We start from the raw sequence: 15,496 nt of genomic DNA, 5'->3' as shown, positions 1-15,496 counted from the left end.
GAAGAACGGGAACTCGCGAGGCCTGCGCTCTCAGCGGCTGCCGTACTCAACCTGGTTCAGCACGGAAGAATCTGCGTTTCCGCTGCGGTCGATCTCGGGACGAGTGTTGTCCGACGCGGCGGCCGTGACACCGAAGATGACGCCGGCACCCAGAACGGCACCGATGACAGCGCTGGCCACACCGGGGACAAGGAACTTCGTCATCGCGGATCTCCCAATTGGTCGTTAGTCGGTCGTTCGCGGTCGGACGGACTTACCGGCCCGTACGAACTGCTCGGGTCAAGGTATCACCCGCACTCGAGAATCCGGACGATTACCCTCGTGACGTGCTGGTCAGTCGAGGGTTTCGGCACCAAGCGCGGTCAACAGAGTGCGCAGTTTCGTGGACGTCTCGTCGAGTTCGTCCTGCGGATCCGATTCGGCGACGATTCCGCCACCCGCGCTGGCCCAGGCAGTGAAGCCGTCTGCACCGATCTCGGCGCAGCGGATGGCAACCACCCAATCGCCGTCACCGGCCTCGTCGCACCATCCCACGGCGCCGCCGTAGAAACGCCGAGGTTCCTCGGTCTCGCGGATGACCTTCAGTGCCGCGTCAGTGGGTGTTCCGCACAGCGCGGGCGTCGGATGCAGCGCGATGGCGAGGTCGAGCGCAGTAGTGTCGTTTCGCAGCGTGCCGCGGATCGGGCTGGCCAAGTGCCAGACCTCGTGAGTATTGGTCAGTTCGGGAGTTGCCGGCACCGACAGATCACTGCACATCGGTTGCAGGACCTCGCGGATCCACGACGTCACGAAGGCGTGCTCGGCCAGATTCTTCGTCGAATGCAGAAGGCTTTCGCCTGCCTCGCGGTCTTGATCGGCGTCGGCGGATCGCTTGGTGGTCCCGGCCAACGGGCGACACGTCACGACGCGCCCGCGTCGACTGACCAATACTTCGGGCGTCGCGCCGACCAGGCTGTGGCCCGCGAATTCGGCTCCCGCAGCAGAGAGGTCGACGGCAAAGGTGTTGGCGACGGGATTGAGCGCCGCCATGCGTGCGGCGAGCGCGGTTGGGGAGATCGGGGTCTGCGTGCGAAGTTCCACAGTGCGAGCCGCGACAACCTTGTCGATCTCTCCACTGCGGAGGCGTCCGATCAACTTTTCCACTCGACGAAGATGCTCCGACGACGACGGGATCTCCCGGTCAACCCGGGTCGTGGGCAGGGCCTGGGGATCGCGCGGTTGCCACGGCCGCGACGCGATCGTCGCCTCGGCGGGTTCGTACAACGCCGTTGCGGCAGCCGGGTCGAAGGGGAGCGCTCCGACGATCAGCTTTGTCGTACCTGCCGACAGAGCGTGGGTGGCCGCGTCGGAGCTGTCGAAGCTGCGTCGTACGCCGCGGGTGACCACGCTGTGATCGGGGCGCGAGAGAACAAAACCGTCCATGGTGCTTTCGACACTAGTCGGCCACGGATCAGGAATGCGCGAAGGTCACTTCCCCGGAGGGACGATCAACACCGGCCGATGACTGTGACGCAGAACATGATCCGCGACGCTGCTCTGCAGTAGCGACCGCAAACCCGTGGTGCCACGGGTGCCGGTCACGATGATGTCGACGTCCAATTCGTCTGCGGTTTCGCAGATTGCAGACCAGATCGCGGATCGGCACTCGGCGCTTCTGCCTTCGACGGTCAGGCCTGCGGCCTCGGCCAGTGCGACGCCCTCGGCGAGGGTGACTTTGGCGTCGGTGTAGGCGATGTCCTCGACGTCGTCGTCGGGAACCCACTCCGGTTGCATCACCCCGGACAGGCCGGACATGCGAGCGGCCTGGCGAACCATGGGCTCCCAGGCAGTGACGAGAACAGCACGATTGGCGGAGAGGAAACGCCCCGCATAGTCGACTGCACGCTTGGCGTTGTCGGAACCGTCGTACGCGATGAGCATCAGACCTTGTGGCATCACGACCTCCTCGTCAGCGGGGGAATCGGTTCTCTTCCAGGCTACCGTCCCGATGTGCCAGTGAGGGAGTGTATGGGTACCGGGTCCGTTACGGTCGAGGTATGCGGATCAAGTTTCTGAAGGCTGCAACGACCATTGCATTGTGCGGAGGGTTGGTTGCGGGATGCTCGGGCGAAAACGGGACCGCCGATCCGGTTTCGAGCGCCCCGACCAGCACCAGCACCGAGATCACGTCGACGCCTGCGGCATCGAGCTCCGCACCCGTCGCCGCGTCGTGCGGTAGTGACCTTCTAGCCTCGCTGTCCTTGCGTCAGAAACTTGCCCAGCTGCTCAACGTCGGCGTTACCGGGACCGACGACGCGTTGTCGATAGTGCAGAACGAGGAGATCGGCGGCATCTTCGTCGGAAGTTGGACCGATCAGTCGATGCTCACCAATCGCGAAGTGCCGCAGGTTGCTTCGGCGTCGAAGTTGCCGTTGATGGTGACGATCGACGAAGAAGGTGGACGAGTTTCCCGCGTCGCGGACATCCTCGGGCCCGATCCGTCGGCCAGGGAAACGGCGCAGACCATGACAGTGGAACAGACGTACCAGATGGCACTCGAGCGTGGACGCGGTTTGAAGGATCTCGGGATCACCGTCAACTACGCCCCCGACGTCGACGTCAGCAGCCAACCCGACGACTCCGTGATCGGGGACCGCTCGTACTCCGACGACCCCCAGACCGTCGTTGCCTACGCCGGTGCGTACGCGCAGGGGATGCGCGACGCCGGAATCTTCCCGGTGATCAAGCACTTTCCCGGGCATGGCAGCGCGTCGGGTGACTCGCACCGGGGTGAGGTGACAACGCCGCCGCTACAGGATCTGATCGCGTCGGACCTGATTCCCTTCCGTGAGCTGTCGGGAACCGGAGTCGGCGTCATGATGGGTCACCTCGAGGTTCCCGGTCTGACCGAGCCCGGTACCCCTGCCAGCATCAGCCCCGCAGCCGTTGCGTTGCTTCGCGACGGAGTGGGTTACGGCGCAGCGCCGTTCACTGGTCCGGTGTTCACCGACGACCTCAGCGGCATGCAGGCGATCACCGACCGATACGATATTGCCGATGCGGTTCAGGCTGCGCTGGTGGCTGGAGTCGATCAGGCATTGTGGCTGACCACCGACGACGTTCCGCGGGTTCTCGATCATCTCGAGCAGGCCGTCGCGTCCGGTGAGCTTCCGCAGACGCGGGTCGATCAGGCTGTGGTCACAGTTGCCGCTGCCAAAGGTGCCGTGACCTGCTGAGTCGAAGTCAGGATTCGACGCACAATCTTACCGTAGAGTAAGATCGACATTTACCCTGTGGTTGGAGGAAGCATGGCCGGCGGTACCAAGCGACTGCCACGCGCAGTGCGTGAGCAGCAGATGCTCGACGCGGCTGTGGACGTGTTCTCCGACAGGGGATTTCACGAAACTTCGATGGACACCATCGCGGCCAAGGCCGAGATCTCGAAGCCGATGCTGTATCTGTACTACGGCTCGAAGGAAGAGTTGTTTGCCGCGTGCATCCATCGCGAAGGGCTCCGCTTCCTCGAAGCACTCGCCCCGGCCGGCGCGCCGAACCTGACTCCGCGTGAACAATTGCGCGCCGCTCTCGAGGGTTTCCTCGGGTTCGTGGGCGCAAACCGCAAGTCGTGGATGGTGCTCTACCGTCAGGCCGTCGGGCAGCAGGCTTTTGCGGGCACCGTGCAGTCCAGTCGCGATCGGTTGATCGAGTTGACCGCGCATCTGCTCGAGTCCAGCACCAAGGATCCTGATGCCGCGCACGATTACGGGATCATCGCCATCGCGCTCGTCGGCGCCGGTGAGGCGGTAGCGGACCGGGTTGCGGGTGGGGAAATCGAAGTGGATGCCGCAGCGGATCTACTCGAATCCCTCGCGTGGCGCGGTCTGTCGGGCAAGAAGAAGTCCGAATAGCCCCCCAGTCACATCGCGTGAACGTATCGCTCCCCTTGTTGAACAGGGGGAGCGATACGTTCACACTGTCGGGGCGGGGTCGGAAACGCACCAGCCCAACCCAGTTCAGTCCTAGGTCAGCGCAGCGTCGCAGTGACGTGCGGGTAACCCTTCTTCGGGTGGCGCAGCGACAGATCCCAGCCGTCGTCGGTGCGATCAGCGTAGGCATTCAGCGTCGCCGGTAGCAGAATCGGCTTGCCGAAACGCACGCTGTAGGTGACCTTGTCCGCGACGGACCCCTCGACGGTCCGCAGAACTGCCGCGGCACTCCACATTCCGTGAGCAATGGTCTTCGGGAAACCGAAAGCCTTCGCGCCCAGAGACGAGACGTGAATCGGATTACGGTCGCCGGAGACAGCGGCGTACTTGCTGATCGTGGTCTGGTCGACGCGGATGGTGCTCATCGGCATCGGGGGGACCTCGTCGGCCTTGGGCTCCGGACCGGGCTGGCCGGACAGGGAGGTCTTCTGCTGGTTCAGGAAGCTCGAGGTCTGTCGCCAGACCAGTTCCCGTCCCACCCGAATTTCGGTGATCACGTCGATCAGCAGGCCCTTGCGGTGCTCACGCAGGTTCTCGGCATGCACCGAGAGGTCAAGCGGTTCGCTGACGGAGATGGGCCGCAGTGATTCGATGACGTTCTCGGCGTGAACGGAGCCGACGGCGGCGAAGGGGAAGTCCTTCGACACCATCAGCTTCATCACGGTAGGGAAGGCCAAGGTGAAGGGGTACGTGATCGGCAGAGTGTCGCCGAACCGCAGTCCGGTCACGCGGCAGTACGCCGCCAGATTGTCGGTGTCGACCTTCAATCCGGTGAGGGTGAAGGTCTGCTGTGGCACCGAGCGCGAGTTGGACTTGTTCCACGGCAACAATCCCAGTACCGCGCGGGAGTAGATGTCGAGGGTCTTCGGCTGCTCGGTGAGCGCGACGGTCTTTGTTGCCATCATGCGCCCAGGAGGCTCTGGCCGCAGACGCGAACGACCTGTCCCGTAACGGCATTGGAGGCCGGGCTGGCGAAGTATGCGACGGTCTCGGCGACGTCGACGGTCTCGCCGCCCTGCAGGAGCGAGCTCATGCGGCGGCCGGCTTCGCGGGTGGCGAAGGGGATGGCTGCGGTCATGGCGGTCTCGATGAAGCCCGGTGCGACGGCGTTGATGGTGATGTTCTTCTTCGCCAGGACGGGAGCTTCGGCGTGTACGAGGCCGATGACGCCGGCCTTGGAGGTGCCGTAGTTGGTCTGGCCGCGGTTGCCCGCGATGCCGGCGATGGAGGAGACGTCGACGACGCGGCCGCCTTCCTTGAGGGCGCCCTTCTCGACGAGGTGCTCGGTGATCTTCTGCGGTGCAAGAAGATTGACGTTCATGACCATGTTCCAGCGGCCCTCGTCCATGTTGGCGAGGGTCTTGTCGCGGGTGATGCCGGCGTTGTGGACGATGATGTCCGCTCCACCGTGACGCTCGAGGAGGTGAGCTGCGAGGACCTCGGCTGCGTCGGCTGCCGTGACGTCGAGGGCCAGGGACGTGCCGCCGACCTTGTTCGCGGTCTCGGACAGCGCTTCGCCGGCGGCCGGGATGTCAGCGCAGACGACGTGCGCGCCGTCGCGGGCCAGGACCTCGGCGATGGTGGCGCCGATACCGCGGGCTGCGCCGGTGACGACGGCAACCTTGCCTTCGAGCGGCTTGTCCCAGCTTGCGGGCGCGACGGAATCTTCAGCGCCGACGACGATGACCTGGCCGTCGACGAAGGCGGACTTTGCCGAAAGGAGAAAGCGCAGAGTCGATTCCACGCCGGAGAGTCCGGTGGATGCCTTGGGGGAGACGTAGACCAGCTGAGCGGTGGAGCCGCGCTTGATCTCCTTGCCGACGCTGCGGGTGAAGCCTTCCAGAGCGCGCTGCGCGACATGCTCGTCGACGCTCGACGTTTCTTCCGGCGTCGTGCCGAGAACGACGACGCGAGCCGACGGTGCGAGGTTGCGGATCACGGGCTGGAAGAACTCGAACAGCTGCTCGAGCTCGCTGACCTGAGTGATTCCGGTGGCGTCGAACACGAGTCCACCGAAGCTGCTGTCGTGTGCCTGAGCCGCCGGGTAGTCGGAGAGCAGTACGCGAAGTGGTTCTGCGAGCCGACCCTTGCCGCCGATGAGGACAGGTCCGGCGAGTGCGGGTTCCCCTGCTTTGTAGCGACGCAGGTTCTCGGGCCTGGGCAGGCCGGCCTTCGACGCGATGAATGCGCCGGGGGCGGACGAGAGGAACTGTGAATAGAGGTCGGGAGCTCCCTTGCTGGCTGCCACGGTCCTACCTTCTGTTGTGTTTCGGGTTGTCTCTCACCGGGCAATCGAAAGAATGCGGCGATAGACAAGTAACTTACTACTGAGTAAGAATAGTCTTCAACAGGTAATCGCACCATCCTTGGAGACGCAAGTGACAAGCAAAGCCCGTTCAAATGCAAAGCCCGCCGCACCGCGCACTGCACCGGCCGCAGCCGCTGCAAATTCTGCAGGTCAGCGCCGTCCGGTTGCGATCGTCGGCGGAAATCGCATTCCGTTCGCACGCTCGGACAAGGCGTACGCACAGGCGTCCAACCAGGACATGTTCACTGCGACGCTCGACGGTCTGGTGAGCCGATTCAATCTGCAGGGCGAGAAGCTCGGCATGGTCGTCGGCGGTGCGGTGCTCAAGCACAGCCGTGATTTCAATCTCATTCGCGAGTCCGTTCTCGGCAGCGCGCTGAGCCCGTACACGTCGGCGTACGACCTTCAGCAGGCGTGTGGCACGGGACTGCAGTCGATCATCGCCGTCGGCGACGCCATTTCGGCCGGCCGCATCGATTCGGGCATCGGCGGCGGCACGGACACCACGTCCGACGCCCCGATCGGCGTCAACGATCAGGCGCGGGAGTTCCTGCTCTCCCTCAATCGCGCGAAGTCCACGGGCGACCGCATCAAGCTGCTCGGCAACGTCCGTGCGGGCATGCTCGGCCTGGAAATTCCGCGCAACGGCGAGCCTCGCACCGGCAAGTCGATGGGTGACCACGCTGCGATCACCGCCAAGGAATTCGGCATCAAGCGCGAGGACCAGGACGAACTTGCCGCTGCCAGCCACAAGAACATGGCAGCTGCCTACGACCGCGGTTTCTTCGACGACCTCGTCACCCCGTTCCTCGGCCTGACCCGCGACGACAACCTCCGTCCCGGTTCGACCGTCGAGAAGCTGTCGACGCTCAAGCCCGTCTTCGGTACCAAGCTCGGCGACGCGACGATGACGGCAGGCAACTCGACGCCGCTCACCGACGGCGCTTCTGCAGTGCTCCTCTCCACCGACGAGTGGGCAGCCGAACGCAATCTTCCGGTTCTGGCGCACCTCGTCGATTCCGAAACCGCTGCCGTCGACTACGTCCACGGCAAAGACGGGTTGCTCATGGCTCCTACGTACGCGATCCCGCGTTTGCTGGCCCGCAACGGTCTGACCTTGCAGGACTTCGATTACTACGAGATCCACGAAGCCTTCGCTTCGGTGGTTCTGGCAACCCTGCAGGCCTTCGAGTCGGACGAGTACTGCAAGGAACGCCTCGGCCTCGACGGCGCATTGGGATCGATCGACCGAAGCAAGCTCAATGTCAACGGATCGTCCTTGGCTGCAGGTCACCCGTTCGCGGCAACCGGCGGACGTATTGTGGCTTCCCTCGCAAAGATGCTCGCGGAGAAGGGTTCGGGCCGCGGCCTGATCTCGATCTGTGCGGCCGGTGGCCAGGGTGTCACGGCGATCATCGAGCGGTAACCGCTCCACAATCTCCCCATGCGACTGAAAACTGCGCTCACCTGCAGTGATCGTCGCGAGGGGATGCGTAATCGGGGATCCGGCCACGAGGGGTGGCCGGATCCCCGAACTCTTTGCAAACTTTTTCGCGCAGGCGTGTAACGCTGCAGAATAGCTACCGATATTCATGACAGCCCCGTGTTGCTGCCTGACCCCCGACCTGGCAGCAGCGCGGGGCTCTCGTATGTCCGGATATCCTGTATTGAGTTGTCGGTGAGCGCCGCAGCGACGGTTGATGCAGCGAGGAGCCAACAGGTGAGTGACGAAGAGGGTCCGTCCGTCGAGAAGACGAACAGCGAGGACTCGTCCCTCCCGGAACAGGAACTCGAGTCGGTCGAGGAACCTCAGGCGGTCGAAGAGACCGAGTCGGTCGAGGAACCCCAGTCGGTCGAGGAACCCGAGGCCCCTGAGGACACTGAGGCCGTTGTCGAGGCTGAATCAGCAGAACCTGAACCAGCCGAAGCACCAAGGCCTGTCGACGAAGAAGCAAGCGATTCCACGGAAGCGACAGTCGACGAATCGGCAAACGAGGTCACCACCGTCATCCCTGTCGTCCCAGCGGAGGACGCACCGCCGACGGAAGTAGTCAACTCGGCTCCGGCGACAGAAGCCATCGACGAGCAGACAGAGCAGTTCGAGCCCCCGGCAGTGGTGGTTCCCCCGAAGCCGCCGCGTCCCGAGTTCGTGCAGCAGTACGACACCCAGCAACTCGAACCCATCCAGCAGCAGTACGAGCCTGTTGTCCGAGAACCAGAGGTAGTTGCACCCCCGGCGCCGCAACAACCGGTGGCGCCCGCTTCGCAGTCTTCCCGCAAGTGGGTCAAACCGGCGATAGCAGTCGGCGCCATCTTTGCCGTCGCAGCGATTGCCTACGGAGTGGACATCTTCACCTCGTCCGGGAAGACACCACGCGGCACTCAGGTCGCCGGGGTGGACATCGGTGATCTCACGCCCGCCGACGCGGAAGCCACGCTGCGCGCCCAACTCGGCCCGAGGCTCGTCGAACCGGTAGCGGTACATGCAGGCGGCGTCGACTCCGAGATCGTTCCCGCGTCTGCGGGTGTGGACGTCGACTGGTCGGCGACGCTGTCGGGCGTGAACGCTCAGCCCATCAACCCGATCACCCGCATCACGTCGTTCTTCGGCTCCCGCGAGGTGCCCGTGGTGTCGGCAATCGACCAGGGTGCGTTGGATGCGTCGATGGCGCAGCTCGCGGCGAACAGCGATCGTGCGCCCGTCGAAGGTGCAGTCGTGTTCGAGAACGGGAAGGCGACTGGTGTTTCGCCCGCTGCCGGTCAGGCGCTCGAAACGCAGCAGGCGGGTTCGACCTTCGCCGCTGAATGGTCCGATGGTGGCGTCGTCGATCTTCCGGTCGACGAGGTTCCGGTGACGGTCACTCAGGCCGGTGTCGATCGTGCGCTGCAGGAGATCGCTATTCCAGCTGTCTCGGGTGACGTCGTGGTCAACGGCCGTGACGGCAAGGTCGCGACACTCGGCGTCGATCAGATCGGCGAGTTTCTGACCTTCACACCCGACGGCTCGGGTGGGCTGACTCCGCAGTACAACACGGATGCTGCGATCAAGATTCTGACTCCGCAGTTGGCGTCGACGGAAGTACAACCCAAGGACGCGTCGTTCACCTTCGCCGGTGGCAAACCGTCGGTTGTGCCCGGTGTCGTCGGTGATCTGATCAACTGGCCGGACACGGTCAAGGAACTTCCGGTTCTGTTGGGCAGCACGGCTTCTCGGGCAACGCCCGCCGTTTACGGACCGGTCCCGCCGGCGTTGACCACCGAAGCCGCGGAGGCCCTCGGCATCAATGAGGTGATCGGCGAATTCACTACCGGTGGTTTCGAATACGCGTCTGGTGTGAACATCGGCCTGGCCGCGTCGGAGATCGACGGGGCCGTGATCAAGCCCGGTGACACGTTCTCGCTCAACGAGTACACGGGCCCGCGCGGTGCGGCGCAGGGATACATCGAGTCGGGGATCATCAACAACGGTCGCCCGGACAAGGCTGTCGGCGGCGGTATCAGCCAGCTCGCGACGACGCTCTACAACGCGACGTATTTCGCAGGTATGGAGGACGTCGCGCACACCGAGCACAGTTACTACATCTCGCGGTACCCCGAGGCTCGTGAGGCGACCATCTTCGATGGTGCGATCGACCTGCAGTTCCGTAATCCGGCGAAGACCGGCGTGATGATCGAGACGATTGCGACGTCGTCGAACATCACCGTTCGGATCTGGGGAACCAAAACTGTCGATGTCACGTCGACGACCGGCCCGCGGACGTCGCCGACGTCGCCGAACACCGTGACCTTGCCGGAGGGGCCTGGCTGTGTGGCTTCGAGCGGTGCGCCCGGGTTCACGGTCAGCGACACTCGCGTGATCACCGACCACGCGAGTGGCGCCGAGATTTCCTCGAACACCCGGACCGTCAAGTACGACCCGGTGCCGATCGTGAAGTGCGAGTAGGGAACTACTTGCCGACGAGTGGGGCGAGGGTGCGGCCCGCGAGGTCGACGATGCCTGGCTCTTCGCCGTTCGTGATCAGGTTGATCACGACGCCGTCGATGCCGTGGTCGAGGATGCGCGTCTGAACCTGCTCGGCGACGTCGTCCGGGCTGCCGACGAAATGGCGTTCGGTGGCCTTGGCGACCACGTCTTCCGGCGCCGTGGTGATGTCGAGGCCACGCTCCGCGAGAAACGTTCGCTGATGGGCGCGAGCCTTGTCGCCGTCCTCGTCGATCATCATGAACGTGAGGAAGCTGGTTTCGAGGGTTGCGGGATCGCGACCGGCTTCGTCGCAGCGTGCCGCAAGTGCTTCCATCTTGCGCGGCAGTTCCGACGGGTCGCAGATGATGTTGAGGTGATCCGCGAAGCGAGCGGCGAGGCCGAACGTTTTCTTCTCACCGCCACCGCCGAGCAGGATCGGTAGGTCGTCGCGGACGCGAGGCTCGTTGATGGCGTCCTCGACGTGGTACCACTTGCCGTCGAAGGTGGGGCGATCACCGCGGAGCATCGGCGCGATGATCTGCAGGGCTTCGTCGAGTTTCTGGAAGCGCTCGGTGAAAGTGCCGAACTCGTATCCGAACGAATTGTGTTCGAGTTCGAACCAGCCGGCGCCGATGCCCAGGATGGCCCGACCGCCGCTCACCACGTCGAGGGTGGTGACGGTCTTGGCGAGCATGGGCGGATTGCGGTAGGTGTTTCCCGTGACCAGTGCAGACAACTGGATGGTCTCGGTGGCCGTCGCCAGCGCGGAGAGCGCGGAGTAGGCCTCGAGCATCGGGGCGTCCGGCGCTCCGATTCCGGGGAGTTGGTAGAAGTGATCCATCACGAATGCAGTGTCGAAGCCTGCGGCTTCGGCTTCGCGGGCCTGCGCTATGACGGTGGGGAAGAGGTCCTTGACCGGACCGCCGTAGCTGAAGTTGGGCATCTGGTATCCGAGGCGAGTGCTCACCGTTTCGACGTTACTCGCGATCGGTTGACCTGGCACGATTTTACCAACTCTATGGATTCCGTTGTGCTGGGCAGACTTCCGGAATTCAGAGAAGTTCTTCGGCCGCTTCGCGTCGCTTGGCGCGCTGCTGGTGAAGTTTGACGATTGCGATTGCGACGCCACCGCCGATGATGGCGCCTACCAGCGCGCCGACCCAGGTTGACGATTCTTCGTACGAATCGAATTCGAGACGGGCCATGATTCCGACAGCGGCCACGAGGTAGAGCGCGATGCTGATCACCACGCGAGGACGGCCGTAGGTGGACAACACGTACACATCGACGTCGCGACGCTTCGCATAGATGATCGTGATCAACGAGCCGAACAACGCAACGATCAGCAGCGCGAGCGAGATCCACGCCCCTGTTCGGCCGGCGACCCAGGGCAGAATCGCCGAGCTGACGAATATTGCCCAGAAGACACTCTGGAGTCCCACCGCCGAGGCTTCGTTCCAGACGTCGCGCTGACGCTCGTCCTTGTAGAAGTCGTCGTCCAGATCGCCGACGAACCGCATTGCCTTCATCATGGTGCTCATGCCGTCTCCTCTGGAATTTCTGTGGTGAGTTCCGATTCGGGTAGGGGAAAGAGCGCTTCGACGGTGGTCCCCAGTGCCAGTGCCAGGCGTAGTGCCAGGTAGACACTCGGTGCATAGTCGCCGCGTTCGACGGAGACGATGCTCTGTCTGCTCACCTGACCTGCCGTGGCCAGTTGCGCCTGGGTGAGGCCGGCGAGGCGTCGGTGCTCCCGCACGTTGTTGTCGCCGGCCTTTCCAGTCATGCAAAAAGTAAAGAATACTTGTCACTAGATGTCAAGTTTGCTTGTCATATGAGAGGCTGAAGAGCATGCGTGAACGATTTCTCGAGATCGCCCTGGCCAATCCGGTGGTCGCAACGATCGTGGATCGGGCACCGAAGCTGGGATTGCCGGAGTGGTACCTGACGGCGGGTGGGCTCTTCCAAACCGTCTGGAATCACATCGACGGCCGTGACCTCGGCGCCGGAATCAAGGACTACGACCTCTTCTACTTCGACGCCGGCGATCTGAGCTACGACGCGGAGGACCGTGTGATTCGTTCGGCGGCAGAACTGTTCGCCGATGTCGATGCCGATGTCGAAGTACGCAACGAAGCCCGCGTGCACCTGTGGTACGAGCAACATTTCGGGATTCCCGGCGTTCCGTTCACCAGTTGCCGCGACGCTATCGACCACTTCGCTTCCACAACTTGCTGTTTCGGGATCACCAAGGGATCAGACGGCACCGTCGACGTGTATGCCCCGCATGGCTACGACGACCTTTTCGACATGATCGTCCGCCCCAACCCGGTACTGGCGCCGAGAGAGGTGTACGAGGCCAAGGCGGCACGGTGGCGCAGGGAATGGCCCGCGCTGACCGTGGAGCCTTGGCCGGAGAACCTGACCTAGACTTCGATCGGCGGATGCAGCCTGTCCATGGTCCATTGCCGATTTCGGCGTGAGAGGCGTGTCTTCCCTGGTCGCAGTGCGTCCGCCACGGCCACGAACTGTGGCCGATCCGTGTCGACCCTGCTGTCTCGTCCGTCCGTGCATGGAGACAACCGGCCGGATTCAACGCATCCAGCTGTAGTTCTGGTAGTTGAACCCCCGCAAGACCTTGCGCCTTTCGGAATCGTCTGCGCTAATTTCACGAACTTTCAGTGTGCTGCGACGTTCATCCATGATTGTCTGGGTCCCCTCATGGTGAAAATCTCTTCCGATATTTGGTGGATTGTTTCTAATACTTTACGTCTAATTCTTTAGTGCTAATAAGGTTTCTCCAATGTGAATAGCAATCATCACTAACAAATGAACATTCTACGGTGAAAGTGTGGTTTGTCTATGTGACTTTTCGTGCAACGTGCGATATATCGGAATATTTTCTGCTCGACGACTGTCGTGGCTTTTCAAACTTCTCGACTATTTGGATTGTCGGTTTAAACGCTTTGCATTCGATGCTCGAAATTTCATTGAGAAAAATATCGAGGTTGGACGAAAAATTTCTAGAACCTGTTCCCGGATGGACGAAATGTGAGTACAGTGACTCACGTCACCAGAGCTTCGGGTCCTGTTCAATGCGAGCTCTCACCAGGGCATTCCCTTTTAGGGAAAGCTGTAGCCCTGCGAGCAGGGCCATAAATGCGAAGTTGGCGATAGCCCCGAAGATAGCAGGTCGGTTGGTGATAAGAGATGGTCAGAACAGATCGGGTTGGAGCGTTAAGGACTCCGCGCTCTCGCCTATGAATTGAACGCCTGGGGTCTATCAATTCAACCGAAGGAAGAACTCGTGAAGTTGACTGCCAAGAATTCCGTCAGAGGTGTCCTGCTCGGTACCGCAGCCGGTGCGATGGTGCTCGCCGGAACCGGTATTGCATCCGCTGCCACCGTCGGCGCTGCTGGCTCCGCCGTAACTCTTTCCGCATCCTCTGCGTATCAGGTATGTGGCAATTTCTACGTCGGCCCGGACGCCCACGTGGCGGGCGTGCCTTCTGGTGCCAAAGCGGTAGTGGGCGCCCAGGTCACTGGCAAGCTATACAGCTCATCCTCCAGCACGACTCCGATCACGACCTTCACCGCCACAACGAATGCCGCGGGTGGATGGTGCATGCAGGGTGACTCGGCGATGGCTAGCACCGTGACGAGCGGTGGTGAGGTCAGGATGTCCACCGACACTCCGACCGTGTTGGACGGCACAACAACTCGCACAGGGCAGTGGTCGGGCGGCGGGGCGGACGCCGTCATCGATGCAGGGGAGTTCCTCCTCCATGGCAATGCGTTCATCTTTTCGGATAGGGCCTCGAAGGTGAACTTCTACTACCAGTAAGTCGATCGGCTGCAAGGTTGATCGTAAGAACCTGGACGGGTTGGAGTGCGGGTCTCCGTGCTCCAACCCGTTCGCCGTATGACGCCGTGTTGCGAGTTCGGGTGTGTGTTTCGGCAATTGTGACAATGGGCGCGGGTGTCGCCAGGGAGATGGCGAATGCTGCTTCGGCTGTGACGAATGCAGGCCTGTCTCTGCGGCTTTGTCTCGCAGCCTGCTCGATGTAATTCGGTCGTCCGGCACGGATTGGACGGCATCGGTATCGTCTCGAAGTCATGGCTTATGGGCAATCGCCGTAAGGTTGGCTCGCAATCAATTCTTGTGCCACTGAATAGTGTTCGTGAAGCCGTGATCGGGAAGTTGGCTGCGCGACCTGAATCCGTGATTCGGGTGGCTTTCTGATCCTGCAAGCGGTTCCATCTCGCTTTCGGTGCAAAATTTCTAGTCCTAAAGATTTAATGAACCGAACTATAGTACTAGGACTTTAGTGCTAACTAAATGAATTCCATCTATGGCAAGAAAAATTCCTAGAACGAGTTCCTAATTTGCAAATTTTGGGTACAGTTGTCGGCACCACGAGGAGTTGCGGGCTTCCCCAAAACCTCGCTTGGCAACCACTGTTGTGCCGGATAAACCGACCTGGCCCCGCGCCACAGTCAGAGCAATTACCTACTGGAAACGGAGTAACAAATGTTAGGTCAGTTCATGGCCCTCCTGCGGGCATTTATCCCGTCCTTTGCAACATCGTTAGGCGACGGGCTTGATGGATTGAACGCCATCTCGCTCGACATGTCCGCGAGTGGAGGAGAGGGCTGATGGGATCCGTGCAGCAAGGTACCGCGTCGCTGGGGCAGACCGTAGAACAGATGCTTCCGATGTTATTTACATATCTGATGGATATCCCGCTCCAACTGTCATTCGGTTACCCCCGGTGACCCTGTTCAATCTGAGGAGAAACTAGATGTCGCTCAACGCAATGAGCACGGACCTGGCTGAACTTGCAACCATGACGTTCTACGCCCTTAGGTTTCCGCTTCAACAATTCCTTGTCGGACTCTCGTAAAGAAGGGTGAACTCATGTCGTCTGATTTCTGGACCGGAAGTGTCAAGAACACGCTAGCGTTTTACGGGCTGACGTTGGTCGGGTTGTGGACCGCATCAATGGAAGGCGGCGGGTGGGCAAGCCTCGATCGATGAGCGCGAAATAGAATATTCGACGTGAGCTGATCGGCAGCTCCGACGATATCTGAGATAGCCGAATGCAGACCCTGTCGTAAAGGTTCCTGGCAGGGTCTGCATCACGTGCGAGGCAGCTTCAAAACATGATCGTCCGCCCCTCCCGGTGCTGGCGCCGCGAGAGGTTTACGAGGCCAAGGCAGCACGGTGGCGCAGGGAATGGCCTGCGCTGACCGTGGAGCCTT

The 15,496-nt window shown here is 62.0% G+C and carries 14 protein-coding genes; 6 read left to right on the top strand and 8 right to left on the bottom strand.

The window, feature by feature from the left end:
- Positions 1 to 30: 30 nt before the first annotated feature.
- The 3 genes from QRN54_RS00500 to QRN54_RS00490 all read right to left on the bottom strand — a co-directional run bounded on the left by QRN54_RS00500 (position 31) and on the right by QRN54_RS00490 (position 1,935).
- Positions 31 to 204 (bottom strand): DUF2613 domain-containing protein, encoded by a 174-nt coding sequence (locus tag QRN54_RS00500; RefSeq protein ID WP_003945488.1) that lies wholly within the window; start codon positions 202 to 204, stop codon positions 31 to 33.
- A gap of 129 nt (positions 205 to 333) precedes the next feature.
- On the bottom strand, positions 334 to 1,422 hold the full coding sequence (locus QRN54_RS00495; RefSeq protein WP_075832351.1) for an isochorismate synthase: 1,089 nt from the start codon (positions 1,420 to 1,422) through the stop codon (positions 334 to 336).
- A 45-nt stretch (positions 1,423 to 1,467) separates the two neighbouring features.
- The gene (locus QRN54_RS00490) at positions 1,468 to 1,935 is read right to left on the bottom strand and encodes a universal stress protein (protein WP_003945900.1); all 468 of its coding nucleotides are present in this window, start codon (positions 1,933 to 1,935) and stop codon (positions 1,468 to 1,470) included.
- A gap of 101 nt (positions 1,936 to 2,036) precedes the next feature.
- Between QRN54_RS00490 and QRN54_RS00485 the strand changes: the two genes are divergently transcribed.
- Positions 2,037 to 3,215, top strand: a complete 1,179-nt coding sequence (locus QRN54_RS00485; protein WP_058039141.1) for a glycoside hydrolase family 3 N-terminal domain-containing protein — start codon at positions 2,037 to 2,039, stop codon at positions 3,213 to 3,215.
- 72 nt (positions 3,216 to 3,287) lie between these two features.
- Entirely contained in the window at positions 3,288 to 3,887 is a 600-nt protein-coding gene (locus QRN54_RS00480; RefSeq protein WP_003945885.1) for a TetR/AcrR family transcriptional regulator, read from the top strand.
- A 116-nt stretch (positions 3,888 to 4,003) separates the two neighbouring features.
- On the opposite strand, the gene QRN54_RS00475 is transcribed toward QRN54_RS00480, so the two are convergent.
- Positions 4,004 to 4,867 carry a MaoC/PaaZ C-terminal domain-containing protein gene (locus QRN54_RS00475; RefSeq protein ID WP_007734551.1) on the bottom strand — a complete coding sequence of 288 codons (864 nt, stop codon included), beginning with the start codon at positions 4,865 to 4,867 and terminating at the stop codon, positions 4,004 to 4,006.
- Positions 4,867 to 6,213 (bottom strand): 3-oxoacyl-ACP reductase, encoded by a 1,347-nt coding sequence (locus QRN54_RS00470; protein WP_003945596.1) that lies wholly within the window; start codon positions 6,211 to 6,213, stop codon positions 4,867 to 4,869. The genes QRN54_RS00475 and QRN54_RS00470 overlap by 1 nt, the downstream gene beginning before the upstream one ends.
- 130 nt (positions 6,214 to 6,343) lie before the next feature.
- Here QRN54_RS00470 and QRN54_RS00465 point away from each other — a divergent pair, with 130 nt between their 5' ends.
- Entirely contained in the window at positions 6,344 to 7,699 is a 1,356-nt protein-coding gene (locus QRN54_RS00465) for an acetyl-CoA C-acetyltransferase (protein ID WP_003945465.1), read from the top strand.
- 294 nt (positions 7,700 to 7,993) lie between these two features.
- Positions 7,994 to 10,216: a VanW family protein gene (locus QRN54_RS00460; RefSeq protein WP_285181424.1), complete on the top strand. Its 2,223-nt coding sequence runs from the start codon at positions 7,994 to 7,996 to the stop codon at positions 10,214 to 10,216.
- 4 nt (positions 10,217 to 10,220) lie between these two features.
- Here QRN54_RS00460 and QRN54_RS00455 read toward each other — a convergent pair whose 3' ends face one another.
- The 3 genes from QRN54_RS00455 to QRN54_RS00445 all read right to left on the bottom strand — a co-directional run bounded on the left by QRN54_RS00455 (position 10,221) and on the right by QRN54_RS00445 (position 12,020).
- The gene (locus QRN54_RS00455) at positions 10,221 to 11,204 is read right to left on the bottom strand and encodes an LLM class F420-dependent oxidoreductase (RefSeq protein ID WP_172403486.1); all 984 of its coding nucleotides are present in this window, start codon (positions 11,202 to 11,204) and stop codon (positions 10,221 to 10,223) included.
- Between the two features lie 85 nt (positions 11,205 to 11,289).
- The gene (locus QRN54_RS00450) at positions 11,290 to 11,778 is read right to left on the bottom strand and encodes a hypothetical protein (protein ID WP_050655513.1); all 489 of its coding nucleotides are present in this window, start codon (positions 11,776 to 11,778) and stop codon (positions 11,290 to 11,292) included.
- Positions 11,775 to 12,020 (bottom strand): helix-turn-helix transcriptional regulator, encoded by a 246-nt coding sequence (locus QRN54_RS00445; protein WP_007734566.1) that lies wholly within the window; start codon positions 12,018 to 12,020, stop codon positions 11,775 to 11,777. The genes QRN54_RS00450 and QRN54_RS00445 overlap by 4 nt, the downstream gene beginning before the upstream one ends.
- A 65-nt stretch (positions 12,021 to 12,085) precedes the next feature.
- Between QRN54_RS00445 and QRN54_RS00440 the strand changes: the two genes are divergently transcribed.
- Positions 12,086 to 12,664, top strand: coding sequence for a nucleotidyltransferase family protein (locus QRN54_RS00440; protein ID WP_063314946.1), 579 nt, complete (start codon positions 12,086 to 12,088; stop codon positions 12,662 to 12,664).
- 877 nt (positions 12,665 to 13,541) lie between these two features.
- Positions 13,542 to 14,078 (top strand): hypothetical protein, encoded by a 537-nt coding sequence (locus QRN54_RS00435; RefSeq protein WP_054781872.1) that lies wholly within the window; start codon positions 13,542 to 13,544, stop codon positions 14,076 to 14,078.
- The last annotated feature ends 1,418 nt before the right edge of the window (positions 14,079 to 15,496 follow it).

This window comes from Rhodococcus sp. MEB032 (assembly GCF_030208925.1).
In the GTDB taxonomy this organism is placed as follows: domain Bacteria; phylum Actinomycetota; class Actinomycetes; order Mycobacteriales; family Mycobacteriaceae; genus Rhodococcus_F; species Rhodococcus_F qingshengii.
This window is presented reverse-complemented; position numbering and strand designations above follow the sequence as displayed.